The following is a 24,033-nucleotide window of genomic DNA, read 5'->3' as shown; positions in this document are numbered from 1 at the left end:
TCTGGGTTGTGGTCAGGAAGCTTGGAAAATCCAGCAGCGCACGGTTTTGGGTTTATCGAACAAAGGATTTGCTGCCGACTGCGCTGCACGGATAACGCTGTAGGTCGGTTTGTTGGTTTCCAGCAGCTTGCGGCTTCGGCAGTCCACCAGCAGCGCGCGTAAGGTTTTGAGGTCGGCCAGGTTCTGGCGATGTTCGCTGGCTTTTTCGGCGAATTCGTTGAGGTTGATGGCGATCAGCTTTGTATCGTTGCTGTGGTTGACCTGCTGGCCTTCACCCAGGCTTTCGAGGTAGTCGTAGACTTCCCAGAACTCGGCCACCAGCGGGTGATCGGCGCTAATTGCCGATTGGCGCTCAAGGGCCATCGTCACCAGTTGTTGTTGAGTGGTAGCCAACTGGTTTTCATCCAGCGGGCAAACCAGGCGCAGGCAATCAAGCAGGGCCAGCATCTGGCTGTGGTTTTTGATGATTCGCTCGACGCGGATTTCTTTGAGTTTGCGCAGGCGTTCTTCGTGCACGATCACGCGCTCGGCAAATTTAGCCATCACCTGTGGCTCTGCTCGTACGGCTTTCAGCAAAAAGTGGCTCAGCAGCTCGACCGGGATCTGGTTCAAGTTGTCAGCGGCAATGCGGCTTTCTGTCGTCACCGCAGGGCGAGCAAAGTGCAGTTTGACGATACGGGTCAGGATCGCTTCGGAGGCGCTGACAGCGGCGTTTTGGCTGATGGCAATCGTGGCGCGAAACGGCGGTTCGTAGGTCTCGTTACCGCTGGTTTTCATGCCTTTAGTGCCCAAGGTGCCGCCGCCGAAAAACTCTTTCAGCTCGTCCCAATCAAAGCCCTTGGCGTGTAGCTTGTCGGGCTCGTTGCGGTCACCTTCGATCAACACCACCGGCATGTTTGACACTTGGCCCATCGCCCGTTGACGGCCTGCGCGGGTTGATTTGGACGGGTCGAAACCTTCCTTTTCCTGTCCCAGCAGTTTCCACAGAAAGGTCAGCAACGTGGTCTTACCCGCGCCGGCTTCACCCGTGGCTTCCAGAAAAGGGAAGGATTTGTACTGCGCCCGGATTTGCTCAGCGAACAGTGAGCCAAACCAGAAGGTCAGTGCGACCAATCCGTTGGCACCGAAACACGTCCACAGCATGGGTAGCCAGTCTTCGCGGTACTCCTTGGCGTCGCGCTGGATGTGCATCGGGTTGGATTTTTGCAGCGTCTTCAAACGCAGCTTGCCGAACTCGAAGTAGTCCTCTTTGTTGACCTCGCTGAGCACGCCGTTGCGCACGGCGATGTCGCCGAACACATAGCTGCCGTGCTGTTTGCTGTAACCGATAAAGTCGATGGTTTCGACAGTTTTCAGGCCAAACAGCTGGTCTTTCATGATTTTGTCGAGGTGTTGGCCGCTGCCGGTAAACACTGCGCCGGCTGCCATCCCGAGCAGGCGCTTTTTAAACTCGCTGGCTGCTGCTACCTGACCACCGGTGAAGGTGTTTTTGACGCTGCCACCGTCATGGGGGAAGTCGATGCGGAAGTAGTACCAGGACTCGTCCGTCACTTCGTTGCGTTGGAAATACAACGCTTGTGGGTAGCAGTTAGCGATTTCCACCACGCCGCCGCATTGGCGCAAGGCCTTGTCGCGGCGTTGTTTGTCGGTGAGTACCTGGTCTTCTTGGCGCTCAGAAGAATCGAGGGTCTGCATGGCCTTATCGAACTTCAATAAATCCATCTTGAACCAGTACAGGCGGCTGTCGAATCCGAAGTGGAACTCGTGCCGTTCGCGCCATTCGTACATCAGCACGCCTTTCTCAGCGGCGCTTTCCGCAATCAACAGAGCGCCGTGATACCGGGCTGCTTTCAGGTCTTGGTCTATGCGGTCTGCGCGTTTATCAAGGTCGTCGATCACGACCCAGCGCTGGTGCAGGTCATTCCAGTCGTGCTTGCGGTTGTCCTGCTGCGGGATTTGCGCGGCCTCGCAGATATAGCCGAGGTCGCGTGCCATTCGCACCCAGCGTTTGGTGTAACGGTGCGCGCCGGGCTCGTTGTCCAGTGCCCAAATCAGTTTGGGCAACTTACCGCCGCGCTGCCGCGACAGCTCTTTCAGGGATTCTTCGGGAAAGGCGTTGGATGACATGGCCGAGACAGCGGCGATGTCATGGTGTACCAGGGCAATGGCATCGAAAATGCCTTCGACAATCCACAGCTCTTTGACTTCAAGCAGATCAACACAAGGCGGACACCACCAGACACCCTTGTAGCTTTCGCCTTGTTTAAAGCGGGCTTTCTGCTTGCCGAAGCGGTGAGGACGGTCGATCAGGCGTTCCCAGTAGCCCCCTTTCTCAAGGCCGAAACGCACGGTCGCGCTGCCAGCGTTATGTTGGGCCGAGTAAAAGGAGTCTTGGGTAAACCAGCCCTGAATCAGCTCAAAACGAAAGCCGCGCGCAAACTCCAGATAGGCGCGGGCGGTCGCATTGGGATACTGGTCTGTTGAAGGTGCACGTTTAGTCCAGTCGTCAAACAAGTCCTCGTACAGTTCTTTGACGTGCCAGCTCTGTGCGCATTTTCCTTCCCTGCCGCAAATGATCAGCCACGGGTTTTTGTGGTGGGTGTATAGCTCTTTTTTGCCACACGCGGGGCAGCGGCCACCACGCATAAAGTGGGTGCCTGAGCGATGTTTCAGCTCGTAGTCGCTTTCAAGTCGTCTGAGCACTTCAGCGCGCAGTTCATGTTCCATATTCATCGGGATTACTTCACTGCTCTGAGGCTGTGTGTGAGCGCGCCCATCAGGCGCTTCTGTGCGGCCATCACCGGCATGGCGTTGAGAATGGAGCCATGACGCAAGCCTTCGGGTATCAGGCGGAATTGGTCGGCGTACCAGACTTCGTTCAGTACCTGGCTATAGCGCCCACGCGGTTCGGCAAGCAGCAGCTCAGCCTCTTGCTGGGTCAGTTCGGTGCTGATTTCGACTGGCTGTTTCATGGTCCACCTCAAATTTCGGGCGTAGCTCACCCAAACCCATTGCAAACAGGTCTGGAGACGGGTGGTTAAGGGTTAGGGTGTAACGAGGCGCAGTCGGCGATTGTCGGTTGCGTTGATAATGCGTTCGTAAATCAGATTGACCGGGACCGCCCACGTAAGGCCGCTGGAGGGGTCAGTCACAACGGCGACAGTGGTAGAGCTGGCATCAACATCCAGTTGGTGACGATTGCTACTGCACTTCAGTTCGCCATAAGCCCGCGTAACTAACTTTTCAGCCATGTGCAGTGGCACCTCAAGACTGCCGGTCAAGTGCTGCACCGCACGGCTAAATAGCAACTGATCATTGCCCAGGTGCTCGGATTGGTGGCGTTGCAAGAAGAACAGGGCTGCCAACTGCATGCTGGCCTCATATTCCTGATGCTCGGTGTGGGTTGCTGCATTCATATCGCACGCTCCATTTCCAGTTGGTCCAGCAGGTCAGGGTGATCGGTGGGTGAAAGCATCGCCGCGCGGCGCTGGGCGACATTGGCTATTGGTAGCTTGACCGCTGGGTTGGCCATACCGCTTGGGCTCATCTCATGAGTCATTTCAAATTCGGCGCGGACTGACCAGCCACAGGCTTCGTTCGTGCATTGCAGATAAGCAACGCGCAGGAAAATGTGTGTGCCCTCACTGGTGCGAATGCGCATACGGGAGTGGCAGTGGGGGCAAACTAGTTTGTAAGTGCTCATGACGCTGCTCCTGCGCTGTAGAGCTGGATGGTTGCAAGCACTTCGGCGTAGCGGGCAGACATATAAAGACTCAACGCGTTGATGATGGCTTCGGATTCGTGTTTCTCGATCACGCCATCGTCCAGTGCCTGAGCGATGATTTGATCAACACAGCCACGTTTAGCGGCGGCTTTGACTGAGCGACTGAACAGCTCGATGTTATCCAGCGTGCCCGGTGCTGCCAGGGGTACAAACATGCCGCCGTACATCGTAGCGACATAGCTGGGCAGGAAGGTCGTACCCGCTTGCTGCTCAAGTCTGAAAATGTGTTCATCTGTCAGTGGGCGGCTGCCGGCGTTTTCATAAGCCTGGTTATCAAACTTTTTGAGGTTCATACCGAGGTTGGCAGCGGCATAGGCTCGACCACCGGGGTAGCTACAAATCACTGCACTGACCACATCTTTTCGGGTGCCTAGAACCGGGCGTTTCATCTTCTGGTTTCTCCCTGGAGCCAGAGGCCCTAGTTTGTAATCACGCCGTCTTTGATGCCGAGTAAAACAGCGGCTCGATGCGCCTCTCCGCGGCGGCCTTTCTTACGGCCATTTAGCAAGTCGCTGACTAGATTTCTGTTCAATTCATACTGCCGGCAAAACTCGGCGATGCTTATCCCTTTATGGTCAAGGGCAGCGCGGGCTTGCTCGGGTGTCAGGGGGGCGGGCATAGTGTTCATATGTGTTTGTTCGTGTTGGTGTACGGACATTCTTGAGCAGAAAAATACTCAAGTCAATATCTTGGTGATCAAAAAAATGTACATTTCTGACGGGGTAGGTGATCGCCTGAGGGAAGAGCGCGACCGCTTGGGCCTGAATCAGACTGATTTTGGGGCAAAAGGGGGCGTGAGCAGGGGAACGCAAAAAGCATATGAACTCGGCGCGAATTCACCCGATTTACGCTATTTGGCAGCACTTGAGGGGGCTGGAGTTGATATTCAGTACGTTCTTTCCGGGTCGAGGCCGTTACTCTCAGAACAGGTGTTAGATGAGACTGAAACCACGGTAATTGAAAATTTCAGAGTCTTATCAGAAAGCGATAAAGCTTCAGTTTTAAGGCTTACAAATGCGTTAGCTGGGTCACCAGCAGTCTGATTAGCGATGTACTTTGTCCATAAAACCGCTTTTACATAAGTTTTCGGCCACAAGAAAAATGCTTTGTGCCTACTCCTTTTATCGGTCTTTTTTCACAGGATCTGCTGGTGGCACGTACTGACATGCTGAGAATCGTTCGTTCGCCGGGCGTTTTGGACGGTGCTTTTGCAGGCACCGGGCGCCCGTTACGTGTTGCGAATGGAGTAGAGCATGTCGAACAACAAAGCAGATACCAATTCCCTAGGGCGCTGCGAATCAAATAGGCTGACTGAGGTTGAGCTTGATTTGATTAACGTGTTCAGACAGTTGAAAGAAGAGCATCAACGTGATGTGCTTCGCTTTGTGAGTGCGCTTTTGGCTGCGCAATAACGTGAGGAGCCCGACCAAGCGTCGGGCTTTAAAACCGCATGAATAGATTTAGAGAGCCCGCATGACAAAGCCTTTTTTATTGATGGCTTGGGGTATTAGCCTGATTTTTCAAACGTCATTGGCCGTAGCATCTACGCCTTCCTGTGATGCTGTCATTAATGCGATCCAGCAGGGATTTCAACTCGTTAAGGATAACCCTACCCAAAGCCAGCAGACGGTGGCCTTCAGTAGGGGGGGCAACACAAAAGTGTCTGTTAGCTGCACCTTGGGCAAGCCTGACGTGGCCTTCTATTGGGATGGATCTGCACCCGATGTTGGTTTTTATGAACTTGTGGGAAGAGTAGGAAACCTCGTTTCACAGAGCCCAGTCCCAGAGGTCGTAAAGCTTTCCAAACAGTGCCGTCAAGAAGCACTGAAAGACGGCAGTGAGATCGCAACGATTGAGCAGAAAGGTGTGGCCATCGAGTGCCAGGCATTTGAGCGTGACGGCGGCGGTACGACCATCACAGTCTTTGCTGAGTAACCCTGCCTGCCATTAACCCCCGGCCACCGTGGGGTTCTCCGTTTCCTCTTTCGCGGCCTGCATCCTCGCCCATTCCCGGTCCACCGCACGTTTTGCCGTGTTTTTGTTGGCGTACAGCCACAGTAGCCGTCTTGGCTTGCTTTGGTCGCCTGCTGTTCTGGTCTTTTCCGTTCCGGTTTTTTCATCGCGGTAGTAAGCGATGACGCCGCTGTAAGTTTTCTGATTTTCCTCCGCCAAGTCCTCGACCGCGTCTTCCGGTAATTTGCTTTCCAGCTCCAGGCTCATGATGTAGCCGTTGTCGGCGCTGAGGCTGTGGAGCACGTTGCCGCCGTACCAGATGATTTCGTCGATTTCGTCTTTGACGCCGATCAGGGTGTACGTCAGTTCCGGGATTAAGTCAGGCCGCGCCCGAGCCAAGGTGTAGCTGAGGGTCGCGCTTCCACGTTGCAGGCGGTTGAATTCGGCACGGGCCGCGCGTAGTGCGGACTGTCGGTCGCTGTAGGTGTGGCGTAGGTCTTTGAGGTTTTCACCACCACCAGCAATGGCCTGCTGCTTTTTGGCGCTGTTGATGTCATAGAAGTACGCCCGCACCCCGTCGTAGCTGTCGCGGTCGGCTTGCAGGTAGCGATGCTGGTCGCCGTCTTCGCGGGTGAGGGTGATATGGGGCAGGGCGATGCCAGTTACCGACCTACCGCCACCCGCAGGCAAGCACAGTAGGCAGCCGGCTTTGACGCTGGCTACCGCGTCGAATTCTTCGCCGAGTCGGCTGATCAGGTTGGCATCGGATTCGTTGGCCTGGTCGAGTTGCAGCAGTGGCAGCCCAGCCAGTTTTTGTGCGATGGCCGATTTCAGCCCGTTACCCAGCGCAATGTCGCGGATCACGTCGCCCAGGGTTTTGTTGCTCCAGCTGCGCTCGCGTTTGATTTTGAAGCTTTTGCGCAAGTCTGCCGATCGGGCGCGCAGGCTGAGTATGTCGGGGGCGCCGCTGTGTTCGATTTCGTCGAAGGTGTAGCTGCCCTTATCCACCAGCCCGGTGTCGCTCCAGCCGAGCCAAAGCCGCAACAACGCGCCTTTGGCGGGCATGGCCAGCAAGCCGTCGTGGTCGCTGAGGGTAAGGCTCAGTTGATCGGCTTCAAGCCCACGGTTGTCGGTCAGCTCAAGACTGATCAGGCGCGGGCTGATGATGTGGGCAATATCTTTGCCGTCAACGGTGATGCGAAAAGCAGGGATCGGATACGCTGCGTCGCGCATGACGCGTTCGGTGGTGTTTTGTACGTACCCCACCACGTCCGAAATAGTCGAGTCGATCATAGCAACCCTCGCAAAATGCTCACGCCTGCATGGGTGCCAGCACCAATAAGGTCGAGTTGATCGTCGTCGATACGCTTGAGGGTAAGGGTAAATTCAATACGGCGAGGTGTGCCGTCGCGGAAGAACACTGTTTTGGTTTCGCTCAAACTTTCGATTACCCATAGGCCGTAAATCCGCCCACTGCCCTCGATCATCGGCCACGCCTTGCCCGTGTTGGCCATCAGCCGCAACGCGTCCAGGCTCAGTGTGGTACCGGCCAGTTCCGGGAAGAGGATGCCGGGGAGGGTGATGATGTCGTCACCGCGACCGACAAATTGTCGTGCCGGCGCAGCACCTACCCGGCTGTTGCTGGGGTGGCGCCATTCTGTTTGGCGCTGCAGTTCCTGATAGGCCAGCGTCGAGAGGCTGAACACGAACATGCCCAAGGCAAGCATCATAACGATTACTCCAGATCACCCAATTTGCTGCGCATGCGCACGGCTTTTTCGCTCTTAATGCGGCTCAATTCGGCGCGCACGGCACGGGCGATGGCTTGGGCATCCATGTTGGGCGTGGGATGGATGTTGATTTCGTAGCGGTCGTTGCTGTCGTAGGTGGTCGGCGCGGGCGGAGTGATCGGTGGACGCATATCAACGGCCAGCGCAGGGGTGCTGAGTGTGCCGAGGGCGAGTACACCGGTTGCCGCTAGTTGTTTGCCGAGCTGGCTGATGGCGTTCAGTGGGCCTTTGCCACCCTCGATCAGACCTTGCGTCAGGCCCGCCATCGTGAAGCTGCCCAACTGCGCAAACACCCGCGAGGGGCTATGGATATCGAGCTTTTCCTTGAACCAGCCAATGGTCGAGTCGCCGATGTTGTTGATGGCGTCTTTGACCTTGCCCAGGCCAGCATAAAGCCCGTTAACCAGACCGCTAACGATCATGCTGCCGAACTCGGTAAAGCGGTTGGGCAGATCGATTCCCAAATAGCTCAGTACACCGGCAAATGCCTGGTAGATCAGGCCGATAGGGCTGAAGTTGGCCAGCACCGTCAGGATGCCGCCAATGCCGCCGTCAAAGCCGGCTTTGATTTCTTTCCAGGAGCTGTCGAAATAGCCTTTAACCGCGTCCCAGTTTTTGTAGATCAGGTAGGCGGCGCCGGCGAGCAGCGCGATGATCACACCAATGGCCAATACAATCGGGTTCGCAGCCAGCGCCCACAGTGCAATGCCTACCGAACGCAATGCGGTGATCAAAGCTCCGCCCATTAAGCTGACCAGGACGCGTAAACCTTGGGCCAGCATCGGTAAAGCATTTCGGGCTAAGCCGGTTATTGTCGGAAACAGATTACGAATCACTTTAAAGATGCCGCCGCTTTTGATCCCAAACATCGTCATGCCATAGCGCAGTACCACAAATGGGCCGATCAAGCTGGCAAGGGTCAGTGCCAATGCGCCAAATGTAGCGGCCATCACGCCGACGACCATCACCGTTTTCAACACAGCGGCTGCTGCGGCCGGGTTTTCCTTCATCCAGGCCGTGAGTTCTTTGATAGCGACGGTGATTTGTTTCAACGCAGCTACATAGGTCGGAAGGATCGCGTCGCTCATTTCGCGATAGGCGTTGGCCTTTTGTGCGAGCAGTTCCAGCTCATTGCCCTGGGTGCTATCGACGGCTTTGACGTACAACTGATCAATGCCATCAGCACCCTCGTTGAGCCTGGCGTTTTTGTGGATCTGATGGCGTTGCAAATACATCTGCGCGAACAGGTTAGAGGCGGTGCGGTTGGAGAAAATACTGCCGATGGTATCCAGCACCTTGTTCTTGTCGGTGATGCCCTTGGCAGCCAACTGCGGCAGCAGGATCTTCTCCATCCATTCGAATTGGTTCTCGCGGAACAGCTCGCTGCCCTTGATCGCCCCCACGTCCAGAAAAGCGATCTGACCGGCCTTGTCGTGTTTGACCTTTTTCGGATCGACCAAGCCGAGTTGCTCCATGTTGTTGGCCGCTCGTTTAGTGGTTTTACCCTGATAGATGTTGGAATAGGCGCTCATCATCGCCGTACCTACTCGGTGCCCGCCCATTTCTTGCACCAATGGTTCCATTTGGTAGTAGAAGGCTTCGTCCTTGATACCTTTGGCTGCAACGCCGCCAGTCTTGATCACGTTCAGCCATTCGTTCGGACCGACCCGGCCACCGGTGGCGGTGAGGATGCGCTGCACAATGTCGGCCTGGTTGATGAATGCCTCTTTGCTGGCCAGCCCGCCGCGCATTTCGATGACCTTGAGCATGTCCATGAACTTGCGTTCGTTATCCGCGCCTTGCTCTTCGCCGAACAGCGCGTGGTTGGCGAACTTCATCTTGGCCAGCGTAGGGGCAACCATTTCCGCCTCGTGTTCATCTGCAAACACGGTCATGGCATCACGCACCAACGTCAGGTTTTCGGTGACGCTGGTGCCGTAGGTTTTCATTTTTTTGGCGAAGTTGATTGCCTTGCTGGTGTCCTCTTTACCGAGGCCCAGCGCAGCCACTCGTTGTTCTTCCAGCGCGAAGTGCTTGCCTTCCTTTAAGGGCGCATAAAGCCCGCGACCGATGCCATAGGCCACGCCCATGCTGGCAGCACCTTTGGCGGCGGAGTTGCCCGCCAGTTGTTGGCCCTGTTGATAGGCTTTGCCCGCTCGGGTCATACGCTGCTGCTGTTTGGTCAGGGCTTCTAACCGTTTGCGTTGGGTGTCGATCTGACGGTTCGCATCGGCCATTTGCTGTTTCAGCCGACGTTCATGCTCGCTCAAATTGCGTGTATCGACCCCGGTGGCTTTGAGGCGTTGACGCAGTTGATTGAGCTGTTGGTTTTGACTGATTTCTTGCTGCTTTAACTGCTGGAGCGAGCGCCTGGCTTTGTCAAATTCGCGCTGCATGGCGCGGGTCGGTGTGGTGGTTGAGGCCATTTGCCGACCCAATTCGCGGGCTTTGTTGCGGGCAGCCACCAACTCGGCGCTGGTGTTGGCCAACCCCTGTTTGAGCTGGCGGAATTCGCCCACTTGTTTCTGCGCGGCACCCAAGCCTTTAAGGCTGTCGCGAGCAGCCTTAAGCGCTTGCGCCGCTTTGGCAGATTGCCCCTGAATGCTACGCAACGGCGCGGTGGCCTTGTCGATGGCGGTGAGCAATACCCTAAGTCTTAAATCATTCGCCATCGGTGGAACTCCGCACCCTGGCGCGCTCGCGCCAGTCCATCAGCTCTTGCAGACCCAACTGATCCATATCAGTCGGGGCCCAGTGGAAAACCACAGCCAGATCAGCCATGGCGTCTTCTACGCAACGAGGTACACATCCGCCTTCGCCGACTTCTGCAACAAAAAACTGGCGATCTTGCTGCCGATGGCTAGCAAGTCGGCCGGGTCCATGCCTGCCGCTTCTGGAGCGGTGATGCCGGGGCTGCTGATGCGCGGAATCACTTTGATCAGGCTCGACACGTCCATGTTCAGCAGGTCGATCAACAAAACGCCGCGTAGCTCGCCTGACGAAGGTTTGCGCAGGGTGATATTGGCGATTTCGGTGTTGCCGCGCTTGATCGGCTGGTCGAGGGTGACGCAGTTGTCGTCGGCAGCGGGCAGGGTTTCAGCGGTGTCAGAGGTGTTCATGTGTGGCTCCAGGTGATGACGTTAACGAGGATGGGTGACGGAACTCGGATCAAATGCCCAAGGCGCTACGTTGTTTTTCCAGCATGTCCACGCCGTTGACCTTCTCGATAAAGTTGAGCAGGTCGATTTCGATGATTTCCTCGTTATCGACGGTCAGCTTGTAGTAGGTACAGGTAGTTTTCATGCTGTGCTCGGTGTCTTCGCCGGGTTTGGCATCGCCCATTTCGATGGACTCGTGTCGACCGCGCACAACGATTTCCACAGTGCTGGTTTCGCCTGTGTCGTCTTGCTGAAACGGGCCGGAGAAGCGCAGGGCAACGGCGGATGCGTTGACGGCGCCGAACTGTTTGAGGGAGATCAAATCAAGGCCGCCGGTTTTCCAGTCGAACTGGATGCCATCGTCGGACATGCCCAGATCGGCCTTGACCGTGCCATTCATGCCGCCGCCACGATAGCCTTCCATCTTGCGGGCCAGAGGCGGCAAGGTGACGGACTTGGCCACGCCGAGGTAACTGTTGCCGTCGTTGAACAGGTTTATGTTTTTGAGTTTGCGAGGTAAGGCCATGGCGCGGTTCTCCGGTGAGCAGGCGCGGGGCTGACTCCCCTTACGGGGAGGGCCGGTTTAACGGTTGATCTTGCTGGCGAAGTCGATCAGGTAGCGGTCGGTGATGCGTTGGCGCAGGGTCAGGTCTTCCAGCGGCGGTACCGGTGTGTAGTCGTAATCGAGGTAGAGCTTACCGGCCTTGAGGGTGTCTTTTTCGTTGATGTCGTCCGGGAACCAGCAACTGCCGCCGATCAAGTAGCCCTGCGAGATCAGCTCGCGGAACTTGGCGTTGATCCCTTCAACAATGTCGCGCACCAGGGACGCGTGCATCGGTTTATCAACTGCCCACATGTGTGCTTCGGCGATGGTGTCGGCGAGGATTTGCGCGGTGCGGGTGTAGTTCTCAAAGGCAAATAGCGGGTCGTCGGAACACGTGCGGCTGCCCCAAAAGCGGTATCCGCCTTCATTGATCAGCGTGGTGACTTCGTTGCTGTTGAGGTAATTGGCATCGGTGGCCGGGTTTTGCAGGTCCCAGAACACGTCGGCACTGATGCCGGTCACGCCGTTGACGGGGACGTTGGACAGGGTTTTATGCCAGCCAAATTCCTGATCGATCTTGGCGCGTAAACCCAAGGCTCGGGCCACAGCTGACGCGACGGTGGTTTTGCTGGTGGTGGTATCGAAGTTCAGGAAGTCCGGCCAGATGACCATCATTTCGCGGGCGCCGAAGTTTTCGCGGTAGGCAACCACTTCCTCTTTGGTTTTGCAGTCCCACGCGCTGACGTAGGCGAATGCGCGTAGCTGCTGGGCAATGCTCGCCAGTGCGGTGGCCACCGGCAAGCTGTCCAGCCCCGGCACGCCGAGAATGCGCGGCACCATGCCCAAGCGAGCCTTGGCTGCGAGCAGGGCTTTCATGCCGGTGTATTTGCCGTCGGCGGTGGTGGTGCCGATAAGCGCGCTGGTGGTTTCGGCTTCGTCGGCGCCTTCCTTGACCCGCACCACGATGGTGTAGGGCTTGGTCTGGTCAGCGATGGCCTGCAAGCTGGCGGCGAGGGTGCCTTTGACCCCGGCTTTGCCAACAGCCGTTTGCACGTTGGTGATGAGTACCGGGGTGTCCAAAGGAAAGAACGCCGCGTCCGCGTCTTCGGCGGTACAGACCATACCGATAACGGCGGTGGGGATAGTGCGAATGGGGCGGGTGCCGTCGTTGAGTTCGATGACCCGCACGCCGTGAAGATAATCGGCCATGGGTGGTGCCTGCGCAGTGGGATGACACTGCACAGGCTGCCGCGCGCGCGGCGGTTGGGCGAGCAGGTAGGCTTGTACGAGGTGCGCCTACAGGGAGCCGCAGACGTAGCCGTTCCGAGGCTTAGTCGATGACTGTATCCAGCCATTCAGGCGTTACAGGTTGATACTTCATGGCTGGAAAGTGCCGGGTTTGTGGCCAGTCTCTCAAGGCCATGCGAAATACCTGGAGTTCTCTGTATTGCTCACCTGTCAGGCTGGTGGCGCGGCCTGATTCAGTTTCGTCCCGATGACGAACCACCAAAGTGTCGGTGCTCAATAACAGACGGTCACGCCATTGGCGCTGCCTCTCGCTTTGCTGCTCGATAGTGGCTGTAGGCGGATCAATGAGGCAAGGCGTACCCTCTGCATTCAGGGCGATGACTTTGCCCATTTCTGTGGCCGCAGACAGTTCAAGGTACTGAGCCTCACTCAGGATGATCAGTTCGTCTTCTGGCGGTAACAGGCAGTTTGGGTTTTGCACCGTGATTTGTGGTGCAACGGCTTGCCAGTCAGGCGTCTCGATCAGTGGCGGTGAAGCGCTCAGATTGCCCGACTCTGGTTGCCAGTCCGGGTCTGGTATGAACAGCGTAGGTCTTACCCATTCTGGGTCTGCCACATCGATCTGACGCGGGCCAAAGGCCGAATCGCAGTAAAAATTCAATCGGCCTCGGTGCAAGTAGTAGATATCAGTCATGTCAGTTCCCCCATGCCTCCCAGTAACAAGGCCCTACGCCGTCATTACCGTTCACGATTGTGAAGCTTGATCGTGTGACGTCTTTAACGCTGTAGTTGCCAGTAGCGCTGGCTTTCATTTCTGCAATCTGTATGAAGTTGACGCCGAAAATGGCGTTCGGGAAGGTCATTGGCAACGCCACGGTAACCGCCACGTCTTGGCCTACCGTGCCCGTGACACCCCACATACGCATGCGGCCGGTATCTGCGCAGCGCCACCACCCTGTAGAGCCCATGCTGCCGGTATTTTTAGGCGCGTTGCCCGAGTGCCACAGCGTGTGGGCATTGGCCCCCATGGAGAGTCCGCCAACCTTGAACTGATTGTCGGTGTCCAATCCAAGGTAGGCTCCAAAAGCGCCACGGCGATGAAATAAAATGACGGCCGATGCGGCGCTATTGGCTTCGTTATGCACCTCTAATGATCCGGTCTCGCGGGTCATCGAAGCGATGTAGGGCGAATTTCCTGATCCGCAGCGCAGATTGGTGCCGCTGGCCAGTGACTGGTTCAGTTTGATGAACTGGCCGGGAGGGTATTTGGCGACGTCCCACAGAGCCCCACGTCCGTTGAAAGCATCCCCGGTAGCAAAGTCGACGGAGAACACCTCTTTGGATTCGCTGCCGTAGTAGCCGATGTAACGCAACCGCTGTTGGTAGACATTGAGCGAGCCCGTACCCTCGGCGGATTTGAAACTCAATGAAGGACTGCTTGTGGTACTACCGGTTAGCGTGAGTGCGCCCGTCATGGCATCACCATTTCGCTTTACGCGCTTGCTCAGTTCATCATTAACCGTGGCCGCAAAATTTGGGTCGTTTCCCAACGCAGCAGCCAATTCGTTCAGCGTGTCCAGTGCCTCCGGAGACGCATCTACCAACTCTGCAATAGCGTTTGCAATAGCCTCACCCGTTTGGGTTTTGGTATATGCATCACTGATGCGATAGCCAGCCAGTGTCGTAGCCCATTCAGCTTTAGTAGCCAAAGCGGCAACCATGGCCGTAGCGTCTGCTTTGGTCGCGGGATTGAAATTGGACGTGTTCCAATAATTTGAGGGCGGGTACGTCACTACATCCCACAGCGTGCCCCGAGCGTTGGCAACGTGTCCCGAGTTGAAGTCCAAGGAGAATAATTGCTTGGACTCCGCACCGTAATAACCGATATAGCGCAGCACTTTGTTGTTTAGGCTGAAACCGCCAATCCCCGACGGTTCACGCCAACTTAGCGCGGGAGAAACGTTTGTGCCGTTTGAGAAGACCAGCCCGCCGGTCATCTCGTCTCCGGAGCGCGATACCTTTTTGGCGAGCGCATTGTTTGTTTCAGTGGTGCTGTGAGCGATGCTGTCATCCACATACTGCCGGGTCGCCAGCACCACACTCGGATCAATCTTCAGCGTCACATTGGCCGCACTGGTGACGATGAAGTTCATCCGCACCACTTGGGTCTTGCCGCTGCCTTGAGCCAGCAACGGCTTGAAGCTCGGCGCGCAGTTAGCGACAGCTACCAGATCACCGTCTGCGTCATACAGACCAATTTCACGAATCCACCAACCGCCGACATTTTCCGGAATCACCTGTTCGGCAATGATTACGTTGGTGTTTTTCGGATCGACCTTGACCTGATTCAGCGGGGCGCGGTTTCGCTCATTGATCAGCTTGGTCTGTAAGCGATTCGGAATCGGATCCGTGCCATTGGCATCGCCCACGCCCATTTTCGAGAACGTCCAGGGAATGCCGAGGGCATCGGCGTTGGCTTGTTTGGCTTCCCCTACGGCGGTGAGGATCGCCATAAACTGGCTGTTTTGATCAATCATAAGTAAACGTCCAGGGTTTCGATGTGGTGTTCGCGGCCAGATGAGCCGAAGTGACCGGTGACCTCAATGTCACGCTGAGCTGGTGGGTAAACGTCGATTTCGTCGCCCTCATACAGCGCGGCAAATACGTTGATAAGTCCGGTGCTTTCCAAACTGATGGTGAGGCCGGTCAAGTGACGGCTGACGGGTTTGGCGTCATCGATTAGAAAGGTCAGCTCCTGATACATCTCTTCGGTGATGCCGGTGTCGAGCACACCGACCTTTAGCGCGAAAGTGCCCGGTACGCCTTCGGGGACGGTCTGCCACCACTCGACGACTTCGATCAGATAACCCAGAGGCTCGACCACCCGGCGCAGCGCGCCGATGGTGCCTTTACGCGAATGGATGACGTAGGACGCCCGGATCGCCGCGCGCTTGGTGCTTTCCAGCCATTTGCTGTCCCAGCGATCGACCGACAACGACCACGCCAGATACGGCAGCAATTCGGCGGGGCAAGTGTCGGGGTTCCACAACTGGCGCAATGGCACAGGTACACGTTGTATCTGCGCCAATGCTTGAGCCGCCTGGTGCTCCAGGTCGCTGGCATTGCGTGGCAGCAACGACGGGCTGGTCACGGCTCAACGCCTAACGTCAGCGCAACCGAGGTGCAAAAGGGCGCTTGATAGGGCGTGGCACGAATGTCTTGCCAGTTATCCAGCGCGACCCTGCGCACACCTTCCACATGCAGTGCGGCGTGAACGGCTGACTCTGACACTTCCATGCCCAAACGACGGCGCTGATGCACGTAAGCCAGCAGGCGTTTTTCTGCGGCGACAAGGATCGGTTCAGATTCGGGACCACTGCTGGTCAGGTACAGCGTTGCCTTGACTTGGTAGCGGATGACTTGTGCGGTTTGTACTGTCAGGCGATCCGCTACTGGGCGGCGGTCATCATCGCTGAGATATGCCAGCACGGTTTTCAACAACGCGGCGCTCGCCGTGCCGTCCCCGAGTAACGCTTGCACCGTCACCACCACCGCGGCTGGCGTGGGGCTTTCAGCGGTGGCATCACCCACCTGACCATCGGCGGCACGGGCGTGAATGATGTAGCTGTTACGCGGGCCTGCGGTGCTCAAGCCTTCCCACGCCATCTGCGCTCGCTCGCGCAGGCTGTCGTCGCTCTCCATCACGCGGGCGACAGGCGGGCTCGCGTTGGGCTTACCTTCCTGAATCACCAGCCGCTTGACGTTGAAATTGGCCGCGAGGTTGTCCAGGTCATAGTTGGTGGCCAGCGACAGCATGTTCGCCACCGCCGCTTCATTCACCCGTTGGCGCCAGAGGGTTTCGCGGTAGGCGTTCTCTTCCAGCAGCTTGGTCAGCGGCTCCGATTCCAGATTCAGCCGTGCTGCGATATCGGCCTGCTGCTCAACCGGCCATAGGCTGACGGCGTGAGCTTTGCGCTCGGCAAGGATTTGCTCGTAGTCGATTTGTTGCACGATTTGCGGCGTCGGCAACAGGCTGAGGTCGATGGCAGCGAAGGTGTTCATGCCCCGCCTCCCAGTTGCAAGGGCAGGCTCATATTCAGCGCCTGATTGCGGTCGAGGATGCGACCTTCAATATCAATCACCACCTGGCCTTGCAACGTAGCACCGTGCAGTTGCACGCGGGTGACGTTTACCCGTGGTTCCCAGCGCATAATCGCCATCACGCTGGCGGCATAAACCCGCAGTCGTGTGACGTCGTTGAACGGTTGATCCACCAGCTCGGGCAGCAAACTGCCGTATTCGCGGCGCATCACACGGGTGCCGAGGCGGGTGGTCAGAATGTCGCTGATGGATTGGCCGATATGCTCGACTGTGCTGATCGCGGCACCCGTTTCACGGTTCATTGCGGCGCTCCCGTTACAGAACCACCGGGCATCACGCCGCCGTGGGTGTGTTTGACCAAGCTGATGCCTGCGGCCACCACATCGTCGGATACGGTGACTGTGCCGGTGACGGTTTGATTACCGGTTTGGGTGTAATCGCCCTGGTGGGTGATCGGGCCGACAATGGTGATGCCGCCTGTGCTGACCAGATTGGTCGTACCGCCGTCGGCCAATACCGCATTCAGATGGTGCGCGACGCTGTCGTACTCGATCACCGTGCCGTCGCGGTAGGAGCGGCGGTGCAAGCCCTCACGGTCGCCACTGGCCGGGTGCGCAGTGCTGTAGATGCCGGTGAGGGCGATGCCGTTGGCGAGTTGGCCCGAGGGGCTGAACAGGATTACTTGTTCGTTGATGGTGGGCGGGTCCCACTCCTGATCAGATCCAGCGCGCATAGCGAGCCACGGCAGCCAACCGGTTAGCAGTTCGCCGGTTTTTACACGTACACGGGGTGGGTTCATCTGAGTTTCGGCAATGGTGCCGAAGCGGATGAGGTTTTCGATCATGCGGGCGAGGGCGGGGAGGTTGTTCATGGCGCCGATGGTGGCGCTGCGCGTGTGGGAGTGCAGCAGATAGGGGTTGTAGATGTAATGACTACAAAGTGAATAGCCCTGTTGTTCTAAATACTTTTCAAGCTCGAGCATTCAGCTCGTGCTGTAACGTGGTTTAGACGCCTAAGCTTTGTTGATTTGAAAAAGGTAAGTTTGTTTTGTTCGGTGAAATCCGGTGACATACGGCTAAATGCCGATGCAGTGCGGCCTACGTGAATATTCAAGCTTTCATACACAATTTACACACAGAGTTATCCACAGGCCATGCATTGCAGGTGCTTACGCAAACGCATATCTTGTATACACGCCGTCGGAAAACCCTAGATGTAGGGGGGATGGTGAACTCTGGCCTCATTTGGTGAGGTTTGGGAGGGGACGAAGCTTGCAGGCGAACACGGCTTAAGTTTGGAGACCGATACCGTATTCACCCGCACCAATCTAGAACCTGAAACCGAAATGAATCGTCGGCCCTGACGGTTGATCATTGAGCCAAAGATGGATGTGTTTAGCAACCATTGATTCGGACCGTTGATCTCCTCAGGAAAGGCATAAACTAATGTTGCTCCATTGGAGATATCGGCTATGCCGACCATGTTGATCACCTGTAACGCAGGAAAACTGGGCGTTAAGCGCCAACAACTTATTGCTGAAATCTACAAGTTTTCAGCAACACAGCTGACACCTTCGGTCTTTGCAATTCAGACGGACTGCACACCGAAGGAGATTTATAAACGGCTCAAGCCTTTCATTGAGTATGAAGAAAGCCTTTACGTATCCGAGATTGACAATGCTGTCGGTCATGGGGATTCTGATGTAAATAAATGGCTTGAAATGAATTTGAACGGTAGAACACTTCACTGATAGCTGGATTAGCAAAGAAAATCGCCTTCCCAAAGGCGGTTTTTTTTGCCTGCGATTTAGTCGCAGTAGTGGGTCATAGCTCAACTGCAAAGCCTCTAACCCCGAGCCTTTCAGTAATGCGTCCCACTGCTGTCAGACGTGGCACACGTCCTGATAGTTTCTCTTCTTGAGCGAACCAAGATCAGCCGCAAGTGCGGCCCGCCGAGGCGCACTGAAAACGTCCATTTCTCCCGGCTGGCATCACGGCCCAACGACAAACTCCCTGACCGCGCTCTGTTGCACCAGGTGTTGTAGCGCGTCTTCGTGAATCCCTTCCCCGATCACAGCAGCGCCGTAACCCGCGCCTGCGCGGTGTTTTCCATGACCAGGTATAGGCTTTCAATCTCGCCGACTTAAGCACCTTGAGCGCTTCCAGCGCTTCGATCACGCCTTACGCCCGCTAGCTGGCCTGAAGCACCTGCAGGGTGTCGCTGCTGCGCTCGATGGCGTTCAAGCGGCGCAGGAGGTCCAGCACCTCGGGCGGCATTTTTATCGAGGTAAACGGATCGTTACTGTAACGACCATTCATCGCCGGATCTCCTCAGCCTGACGTTTGAAGTTGGCGGCCTGCTCTTCACTCAAGGCACCGTCTTTCACAAACTGCAGCAGCTAAACATTCCAGCTGCTCAGCCCCTTATTACCTTTGATAGACAGTTTTTTGCCAAGTGCAAACACCATTCCCCGAAGCTGATCGGGGTCACGGATGAGGCTTTTTCCATAGTCGAGAATTTCTAGCAATGCGCAGGTCAGCGCGGCCTCAGCTGGATATGTAAGTTTCATTTCTTGCAGGCTGTGCCTTAGTACTTCTTGCTCGATGGTCATGTACGGTTCCTTGCCCGAGTCTGCGGCCCAATGTGCGTAAAACCAAAGCCGGAGTGTATGGCCTACCACTCTAAGGGGGAGTGGTTCCCGTGGGCAAGAAAAGGGCCCCAGCACTGGCTCAAGTGTGGATGCCTGTTTGACATAAGCGGCGTTATTCGTAACACCTTAGGCGCCTGTAGGCTCTACCGGCTTGCCCAGCGTATAGCACGGCGCTGGCGCTCCAGTATCAGGGTCAGTTCCATTGGTAGGATTACCGATTAATTCTCAGTCTTTGGACAAGAAGTGGTTGACGATGTCGGTGTTGTAGATCGATTCAATTTTCCCGTACTTGGTCATTTGATGCTCCTTTTGATGATGGCACAGTGTGATCAGTTGGTGGGATAAAGGCGTGAGCTTTCCTGATTGAGCGCTTGTTGTGGCTCTTCCGCTTATTTACAGCCAACTGTTGCACTTCCATCGGCAAGTGCACCATTCAGGACTTAAGGTGAGCCAGCAGCCCGTCTCGAATCAGTTCCAAATCCTGCGAGGTAAAGCCCAGAACCTCCCTCTGTTTGTAGCGAGCCTCCGGGGCATTCGCCTCGGCGCGATCTTTCAGCCCGAATTGATGCACTCGCGCAATCCGTGCCACTCGCCCGGTGAATCCCACAGTGATCGACTGCCCATCGCCCATTGCTTTTAGATAGCTGGCCTTTGGTAGTTTTTGGAACATTTTCGCCTGACGCTTGATCCGTCCATTCTTTCCTTTCAGATCACGTGGCTTGCGCGCCGCATAGGCACTGCCATCGGGGTTACGCTGCTGCTTTACCCGTTGTTGCTGACTGCGGCGCAGTTTTTGGGCCAATGAACGGGCCAGTTTGCTCCGGGCGGCGGGTTCCAGTTTGCTGAGCAGCACACCGGCCCAGTCTTCCAGTGCGTCCAGGTCATTGGCCATTTTGAATCATCCATTCGCCATCGAGCCCCAAGCTGCCGGGGCGCCATGCGGGGTCGAGATAGTTGGCGACTCGCTGTGGTTCGCCTGGGTGTTTGACGGTGGTGTTACCGTCCGCATCCTGGCCCACGACCACGCGCTCAGTTAGTGGCAGGCGGATGCTCAGATCGACCTTGCTGTTATCCAGCACGTCCGCCTCAAACTTGATGCCTTGCGCCGACTTGTCGAGGTTTTCCAGCAGTTCGGATTGGTTGACGCTGAGCCAGCCCAGCAGCGGCAGTATCACGCTGTCGGGGTGGCCTGCGTAGTCGGTGAGGATGATTTGCAGGTCGAAGCTGTATTCAAAGGACAGGCTCGCGGCAGCGGTGCAGCGCACTTTGCCGTTGTCGATGAAGATCAGCATCCGGTCGGGGTTGTGCTTGAGTTCGGCGATGGTGGCGAGCAGGTGAGCGCGCAGGCTGTCGGGCTTGTTCATGGCGTGGCCTGCTGTTGTTGAAAAATCATATCGACCTGCGCCGCGCACTCGGCCCACGCGGCTTCGGTGCGCTCCTGATCGGTGAGCAAGTCGCCGTTATGGTTTGGGCCGGTCGCTGGCAGTTGGCATGGCACCACGGCCGGACAGCCACTGACGATAAGCGTCGGCGCCGATGATGGCGGGGCGCTCACGCAACCGGCGAGCAATGTCAGGCAAAGGCTGGGCAGCCCAATCGCGCAGTGCAGTGTTTTCACGTTTCAGTCCCTCTATCTGAAGCTCGCGCTGGGCCAAGCCTTGGCGCAGTTGGTCGTGCAGGCCACGCAGTTGGCTTTGTGCCTGACGCTCCAGGTTCAGCGCGCGGTTCAGGGTGGTGGCGGTGTTCAAATTGCGGGCGGCGTCTTCGCGTGCTGCTTTCGCATCGTGTTGCGCCAGTTCCGTCGCTTGCCGTGCAACGTTGATGCGTTGCTGCTGACCCCAGATAAACAGCGCCAAGGCGCCAAGCAGGGCAAGTCCGTACAGTACTTGGCGCAGGGCGCTCATGCGCGGTACCAACCCAGTTGGTTCATAGTGTCGATGTCCAGGTGTTCGACCGGACCACGAATGATGATGACCCGTGCATCGGGCTGCACATGACGCAGCGCCTCGATCAGGTCATGCATGCCTTCGGTTTCGGTGTTGTGTGGCACCACCAGCAGGTCGCCGTCCTGCACCCGCAGGGCGCGGACTTCGTCGAGATCGATCATGCCACCACCTCCTGACCACAACCGCAGTCCGCATGCCGCTCAAAGGCCCGTTGCAGTTTGATGTCGTACAAATTGCGCTGGTAATCCGGGCCGTTGTAGAGCTTGGCGAACTCGGCCCATTTACGCGTTTTGAGGGCTTTGTGCAGCGCTGAGTCGGTCTCGATAAAACGTACGAATGCGTCGAACTGCTGCGACTCGCTGGCACTCATGGCGGCGGCAAACTCCTGGACGCTGTCATAGCCCAAGCGCTGCCAGTGGAAGCCCATGATCTGGAACGCACCCCAGGAGGCGGACTCAAGGGCCGCGTTGTCGTCGATCAGCCGCGCATGGCTCAACCGCTGATGCTCGGCGCTGCCTCCTGCATAACCACCCGGCTTTGGGTTGACGATGGCGGGGTTCAAGGCGGTCAGTTCGTCAGCGTGCTGTTTGAGTTGGGCCGGGTTATCCCCCTCGTGACGAGGGCTTGTTAACTGGCGATACATGATGTGCCGCTCGAATAGAATCACCGGCTTGCCGTTGTCGAGAAATCCTTTGCCGTTGGATTCCACTTCATTGACCGTGTAAACACTGGCCAGTGGCACGTCGAGGCGTTTGGCGGCGTTGACCAGGTCATGGTTTTTCAGCAACTGCTGACAATCGCCCCCTGACAGGCTCGCGAGGGTTTTAGTGCCAGCAATACCATCGGCCACCAGTCCGGCTTTCAACTGATAAGCGCGCACGGCGGTTTCGGTCAGGTCGCCGTAATGGCCGTCGGCCTTGAGTTTGGCCCCGTGGCTGTTGAGGTTGGTTTGCAGGATGCGCACCGCTTGCGAGCGGTCGCCGTGGCGCAGGGTGGTCATGATTGTTCTACCTTACGGATAAAAAACTTTTTGGCCGCCGCGCGGGTGCCTTCCACGCCCAGCAAACCGATCACGCCCCCAAAGAACGGTGCGGTGGTGATGGGCACGCCGATCAGTGCCAGGCCGTGACTCGCAGTGAGGGCCAAGGCGCCGCATAACGGTGCCTCAATCAATACGCGGCGCAGCGTGCCACCGCCGTACATCACCCGCAGGCCGGCAATGACCAGGGCTAAAACCCCGGCATACAGGGTTGGCCAATTCTGTTCGAGCCAGGTGGCCAACCAAGCCCAAGTGTCGGGACGTTCAGGCATGTGATGTTTTCCAGTGTCCAAGGGGCGTGGTTTCCAGGTTTTGCAGCGGTTCAGTCCCATAGGTTCACCACGTGCCGCTGAGGCGCGGCGGGTTGGGCGTCGGGTAGGTTCACCGGGGTGCCATGTGGCAGAAACGGGCCGTGTTCGGCCAGACCGGGGTTGGCCTCTAACACGGCCTCGGTCACGCCCGCCGTGCGGCCGTAATGGCGCCAACACAAGGCGTCAACCGTGTCGTTTTGTTGGGCGCGCACCGAGATGGTCATCAGATCAACTCCACGGTGGTGCGATTGGTACCGAGAAAATCACGCACTGCCCAGCGCAGATCGCGACGGTAGTCGTCGATACTCGGGGTGAGTTCTTCGGCGTTTTTATTGCCGCTGTTGGTGCTGTCGTAGGAGCGATAGCGTTCACAGACTTCGGCGCCGGTACCGGCCTCAATGGCGCGACGATAGAGGTGGACCAACGCCGAAACGTCTTGCACCTGCTCGGCAGGGACTTGGGCCAGCTCGCTGTAGCCGGCTGCTTGTTGAATGACACGCCAGTCTTTCAGCTCGCGGTTGAGGTTGATGGCAGCCGAGATACACGCAGTTTCCAGGCGCGCCGGGGTGACACTGGCATCGACGCGCAAGGTACTGCGCAACGCATCCAGATCGATGGACGGCCAGAAAGTGTCGGTGTTGATATGGCCGCTGGGCGTGCTGCCGCTGGCTATGAATCCGCTCATGCGTAAGCTCTAAATAGGTCGCCGGTGGTCGGGGTGTTACAGGTCAGTGCTAAAGACACTGCCTGTTCAGTCCCGAGCCGGCGGGGTGCGTGGGGACGCTCGGTTAACCGCTGCAGCTTATTCGGCTGTAGCGGTGTGTTTTTTCAGCAGGCGCTCGGCGCTATCCAGGTCTTTTTTGCCGCCACAACCGTCGTGCAGCTCAATGGCCCGTTTGAGCAGGTCAATGCCTGCTTCCAACTGACCGGCTTGCCCACGTGTCTCAGCATTAAGGCTGACCAGCGTGGCGCGTCCGGCAGCCAGATAGAGCTTGGCGCGAGCCTGATCGGGCATGTCTTGGTCTTCGGTCATTTCGAGGGTCCGATACAGCACGCTAATGTCGAAGCTGTCGTCCCCAGCCTTTTGCGCTTTAAGCGCGGCTGAGGCGATTTCTTCGGCCACTAGACAGCCGGTGGTGCGCTCAAAACGGTCCGGCATTACCAATTTGTGTTTGAGCACGTAGGCCGCCACATCCAGTGCGCCTTTGTAATCGCCGGCATCGATCCGCCAGACCATGACGGTGGTCATGACTTCGTCTTGCGCGCCGTTCCCGGCTTCAAGCACGCCTTCGACGTAAGGGATGTATTCAGGCAGCAGCTGGAGCTTGAGCGCGGCCTTGCCTTCGTTGGACTGGATCGACTTCAGGCGCAGCCGATCCTGAAGCAGTTGGTTGAGCTGATGCTCGTACGCCGTCGCGCCCGCCATTGACTGCATGGGCGCGGTTTTAGCGGATTCCATCGCCGCACGGGCGCGGCGTTGGTGGGCTTGAGCAAGGCTGAGCGCCATGA

The 24,033-nt window shown here is 57.1% G+C and carries 35 protein-coding genes; 4 read left to right on the top strand and 31 right to left on the bottom strand.

What is annotated here, in order from left to right; all coding sequences use genetic code 11:
- Positions 1–12: 12 nt before the first annotated feature.
- The 6 genes from V6F78_RS05565 to V6F78_RS05540 form a co-directional block, all read right to left on the bottom strand.
- On the bottom strand, positions 13–2,733 hold the full coding sequence (locus V6F78_RS05565) for a toprim domain-containing protein (protein WP_332726801.1): 2,721 nt from the start codon (positions 2,731–2,733) through the stop codon (positions 13–15).
- Positions 2,734–2,738: 5 nt separating this feature from the next.
- Positions 2,739–2,972: a hypothetical protein gene (locus tag V6F78_RS05560; RefSeq protein WP_332726800.1), complete on the bottom strand. Its 234-nt coding sequence runs from the start codon at positions 2,970–2,972 to the stop codon at positions 2,739–2,741.
- A 72-nt stretch (positions 2,973–3,044) separates the two neighbouring features.
- Positions 3,045–3,416: a hypothetical protein gene (locus V6F78_RS05555; protein ID WP_097192443.1), complete on the bottom strand. Its 372-nt coding sequence runs from the start codon at positions 3,414–3,416 to the stop codon at positions 3,045–3,047.
- The gene (locus V6F78_RS05550) at positions 3,413–3,703 is read right to left on the bottom strand and encodes an ogr/Delta-like zinc finger family protein (protein ID WP_094993981.1); all 291 of its coding nucleotides are present in this window, start codon (positions 3,701–3,703) and stop codon (positions 3,413–3,415) included. Before V6F78_RS05550 ends, V6F78_RS05555 begins: the two co-directional genes overlap by 4 nt.
- Positions 3,700–4,173, bottom strand: coding sequence for a YmfL family putative regulatory protein (locus V6F78_RS05545; protein WP_169863010.1), 474 nt, complete (start codon positions 4,171–4,173; stop codon positions 3,700–3,702). Before V6F78_RS05545 ends, V6F78_RS05550 begins: the two co-directional genes overlap by 4 nt.
- Before the next feature lie 29 nt (positions 4,174–4,202).
- A complete protein-coding gene (locus V6F78_RS05540) occupies positions 4,203–4,403 on the bottom strand; it encodes a DNA-binding protein (protein ID WP_094993983.1) in 201 nt (66 codons plus the stop codon).
- 85 nt (positions 4,404–4,488) lie between these two features.
- Here V6F78_RS05540 and V6F78_RS05535 point away from each other — a divergent pair, with 85 nt between their 5' ends.
- From V6F78_RS05535 to V6F78_RS05525, 3 genes are all read left to right on the top strand, one after another.
- Positions 4,489–4,827, top strand: coding sequence for a helix-turn-helix domain-containing protein (locus V6F78_RS05535; RefSeq protein ID WP_442965106.1), 339 nt, complete (start codon positions 4,489–4,491; stop codon positions 4,825–4,827).
- Between the two features lie 210 nt (positions 4,828–5,037).
- A complete protein-coding gene (locus V6F78_RS05530; RefSeq protein WP_169863012.1) occupies positions 5,038–5,196 on the top strand; it encodes a hypothetical protein in 159 nt (52 codons plus the stop codon).
- 61 nt (positions 5,197–5,257) lie between these two features.
- The gene (locus V6F78_RS05525; RefSeq protein WP_169863014.1) at positions 5,258–5,719 is read left to right on the top strand and encodes a hypothetical protein; all 462 of its coding nucleotides are present in this window, start codon (positions 5,258–5,260) and stop codon (positions 5,717–5,719) included.
- 12 nt (positions 5,720–5,731) lie between these two features.
- On the opposite strand, the gene V6F78_RS05520 is transcribed toward V6F78_RS05525, so the two are convergent.
- The 13 genes from V6F78_RS05520 to V6F78_RS05460 all read right to left on the bottom strand — a co-directional run bounded on the left by V6F78_RS05520 (position 5,732) and on the right by V6F78_RS05460 (position 17,449).
- Complete coding sequence (locus V6F78_RS05520; RefSeq protein WP_169892395.1) at positions 5,732–7,030, bottom strand: phage late control D family protein; 1,299 nt, start codon at positions 7,028–7,030, stop codon at positions 5,732–5,734.
- Positions 7,027–7,467, bottom strand: coding sequence for a phage tail protein (locus V6F78_RS05515; RefSeq protein WP_094993986.1), 441 nt, complete (start codon positions 7,465–7,467; stop codon positions 7,027–7,029). Before V6F78_RS05515 ends, V6F78_RS05520 begins: the two co-directional genes overlap by 4 nt.
- Positions 7,468–7,472: 5 nt before the next feature.
- On the bottom strand, positions 7,473–10,199 hold the full coding sequence (locus tag V6F78_RS05510; protein ID WP_332726799.1) for a phage tail tape measure protein: 2,727 nt from the start codon (positions 10,197–10,199) through the stop codon (positions 7,473–7,475).
- Positions 10,189–10,308, bottom strand: a complete 120-nt coding sequence (locus tag V6F78_RS05505) for a GpE family phage tail protein (protein WP_097192435.1) — start codon at positions 10,306–10,308, stop codon at positions 10,189–10,191. Before V6F78_RS05505 ends, V6F78_RS05510 begins: the two co-directional genes overlap by 11 nt.
- Positions 10,309–10,316: 8 nt before the next feature.
- Positions 10,317–10,646 (bottom strand): phage tail assembly protein, encoded by a 330-nt coding sequence (locus V6F78_RS05500; protein WP_094993989.1) that lies wholly within the window; start codon positions 10,644–10,646, stop codon positions 10,317–10,319.
- A gap of 49 nt (positions 10,647–10,695) precedes the next feature.
- On the bottom strand, positions 10,696–11,211 hold the full coding sequence (locus V6F78_RS05495) for a phage major tail tube protein (RefSeq protein WP_094993990.1): 516 nt from the start codon (positions 11,209–11,211) through the stop codon (positions 10,696–10,698).
- A gap of 57 nt (positions 11,212–11,268) precedes the next feature.
- Entirely contained in the window at positions 11,269–12,438 is a 1,170-nt protein-coding gene (locus V6F78_RS05490) for a phage tail sheath protein (protein ID WP_332726798.1), read from the bottom strand.
- A gap of 121 nt (positions 12,439–12,559) precedes the next feature.
- On the bottom strand, positions 12,560–13,171 hold the full coding sequence (locus V6F78_RS05485) for a phage tail assembly chaperone (RefSeq protein ID WP_169863024.1): 612 nt from the start codon (positions 13,169–13,171) through the stop codon (positions 12,560–12,562).
- A gap of 1 nt (position 13,172) precedes the next feature.
- Positions 13,173–15,014: a phage tail protein gene (locus V6F78_RS05480; protein ID WP_332726797.1), complete on the bottom strand. Its 1,842-nt coding sequence runs from the start codon at positions 15,012–15,014 to the stop codon at positions 13,173–13,175.
- Complete coding sequence (locus tag V6F78_RS05475) at positions 15,011–15,628, bottom strand: phage tail protein I (RefSeq protein WP_332726796.1); 618 nt, start codon at positions 15,626–15,628, stop codon at positions 15,011–15,013. Before V6F78_RS05475 ends, V6F78_RS05480 begins: the two co-directional genes overlap by 4 nt.
- Positions 15,625–16,539, bottom strand: coding sequence for a baseplate J/gp47 family protein (locus V6F78_RS05470; RefSeq protein ID WP_332726795.1), 915 nt, complete (start codon positions 16,537–16,539; stop codon positions 15,625–15,627). The genes V6F78_RS05475 and V6F78_RS05470 overlap by 4 nt, the downstream gene beginning before the upstream one ends.
- Positions 16,536–16,880 (bottom strand): GPW/gp25 family protein, encoded by a 345-nt coding sequence (locus V6F78_RS05465; protein ID WP_203305842.1) that lies wholly within the window; start codon positions 16,878–16,880, stop codon positions 16,536–16,538. Before V6F78_RS05465 ends, V6F78_RS05470 begins: the two co-directional genes overlap by 4 nt.
- Complete coding sequence (locus V6F78_RS05460) at positions 16,877–17,449, bottom strand: phage baseplate assembly protein V (RefSeq protein ID WP_332726847.1); 573 nt, start codon at positions 17,447–17,449, stop codon at positions 16,877–16,879. The genes V6F78_RS05465 and V6F78_RS05460 overlap by 4 nt, the downstream gene beginning before the upstream one ends.
- Positions 17,450–18,049: 600 nt before the next feature.
- On the opposite strand from V6F78_RS05460, the gene V6F78_RS05455 reads away from it, so the two are divergent.
- Positions 18,050–18,328 carry a hypothetical protein gene (locus V6F78_RS05455; protein WP_332726794.1) on the top strand — a complete coding sequence of 93 codons (279 nt, stop codon included), beginning with the start codon at positions 18,050–18,052 and terminating at the stop codon, positions 18,326–18,328.
- Positions 18,329–18,767: 439 nt separating this feature from the next.
- Here V6F78_RS05455 and V6F78_RS05450 read toward each other — a convergent pair whose 3' ends face one another.
- The 12 genes from V6F78_RS05450 to V6F78_RS05395 form a co-directional block, all read right to left on the bottom strand.
- Positions 18,768–18,896: a hypothetical protein gene (locus V6F78_RS05450; RefSeq protein WP_332726793.1), complete on the bottom strand. Its 129-nt coding sequence runs from the start codon at positions 18,894–18,896 to the stop codon at positions 18,768–18,770.
- 80 nt (positions 18,897–18,976) lie between these two features.
- Positions 18,977–19,189 (bottom strand): hypothetical protein, encoded by a 213-nt coding sequence (locus tag V6F78_RS05445; RefSeq protein WP_332726792.1) that lies wholly within the window; start codon positions 19,187–19,189, stop codon positions 18,977–18,979.
- 472 nt (positions 19,190–19,661) lie between these two features.
- Positions 19,662–20,120 carry a phage virion morphogenesis protein gene (locus V6F78_RS05440; RefSeq protein WP_332726791.1) on the bottom strand — a complete coding sequence of 153 codons (459 nt, stop codon included), beginning with the start codon at positions 20,118–20,120 and terminating at the stop codon, positions 19,662–19,664.
- Entirely contained in the window at positions 20,110–20,592 is a 483-nt protein-coding gene (locus V6F78_RS05435) for a phage tail protein (protein ID WP_332726790.1), read from the bottom strand. The genes V6F78_RS05440 and V6F78_RS05435 overlap by 11 nt, the downstream gene beginning before the upstream one ends.
- Positions 20,589–20,783, bottom strand: a complete 195-nt coding sequence (gene lysC / locus V6F78_RS05430) for an Rz1-like lysis system protein LysC (RefSeq protein WP_332726789.1) — start codon at positions 20,781–20,783, stop codon at positions 20,589–20,591. The genes V6F78_RS05435 and lysC overlap by 4 nt, the downstream gene beginning before the upstream one ends.
- Positions 20,689–21,132: an Rz-like lysis system protein LysB gene (gene lysB, locus V6F78_RS05425; protein WP_332726788.1), complete on the bottom strand. Its 444-nt coding sequence runs from the start codon at positions 21,130–21,132 to the stop codon at positions 20,689–20,691. The genes lysC and lysB overlap by 95 nt, the downstream gene beginning before the upstream one ends.
- On the bottom strand, positions 21,129–21,335 hold the full coding sequence (locus V6F78_RS05420) for a hypothetical protein (protein WP_203305836.1): 207 nt from the start codon (positions 21,333–21,335) through the stop codon (positions 21,129–21,131). The genes lysB and V6F78_RS05420 overlap by 4 nt, the downstream gene beginning before the upstream one ends.
- Positions 21,332–22,174 carry an N-acetylmuramidase family protein gene (locus V6F78_RS05415; protein ID WP_332726787.1) on the bottom strand — a complete coding sequence of 281 codons (843 nt, stop codon included), beginning with the start codon at positions 22,172–22,174 and terminating at the stop codon, positions 21,332–21,334. Before V6F78_RS05415 ends, V6F78_RS05420 begins: the two co-directional genes overlap by 4 nt.
- Entirely contained in the window at positions 22,171–22,485 is a 315-nt protein-coding gene (locus V6F78_RS05410) for a phage holin, lambda family (protein ID WP_094992997.1), read from the bottom strand. The genes V6F78_RS05415 and V6F78_RS05410 overlap by 4 nt, the downstream gene beginning before the upstream one ends.
- A 50-nt stretch (positions 22,486–22,535) precedes the next feature.
- Entirely contained in the window at positions 22,536–22,748 is a 213-nt protein-coding gene (locus V6F78_RS05405) for a tail protein X (RefSeq protein ID WP_332726786.1), read from the bottom strand.
- A complete protein-coding gene (locus tag V6F78_RS05400) occupies positions 22,748–23,209 on the bottom strand; it encodes a head completion/stabilization protein (protein ID WP_094992995.1) in 462 nt (153 codons plus the stop codon). Before V6F78_RS05400 ends, V6F78_RS05405 begins: the two co-directional genes overlap by 1 nt.
- Positions 23,210–23,326: 117 nt before the next feature.
- Positions 23,327–24,031, bottom strand: a complete 705-nt coding sequence (locus tag V6F78_RS05395; RefSeq protein ID WP_194862359.1) for a phage terminase small subunit — start codon at positions 24,029–24,031, stop codon at positions 23,327–23,329.
- Positions 24,032–24,033: the final 2 nt, after the last annotated feature.

Source organism: Pseudomonas sp. ESBL9 (assembly GCF_036668715.1).
Classification (GTDB): domain Bacteria; phylum Pseudomonadota; class Gammaproteobacteria; order Pseudomonadales; family Pseudomonadaceae; genus Aquipseudomonas; species Aquipseudomonas lundensis.
The sequence above is the reverse complement of the archived record's forward strand: the minus strand, read 5'-3'. Positions and strand labels throughout refer to the sequence as shown.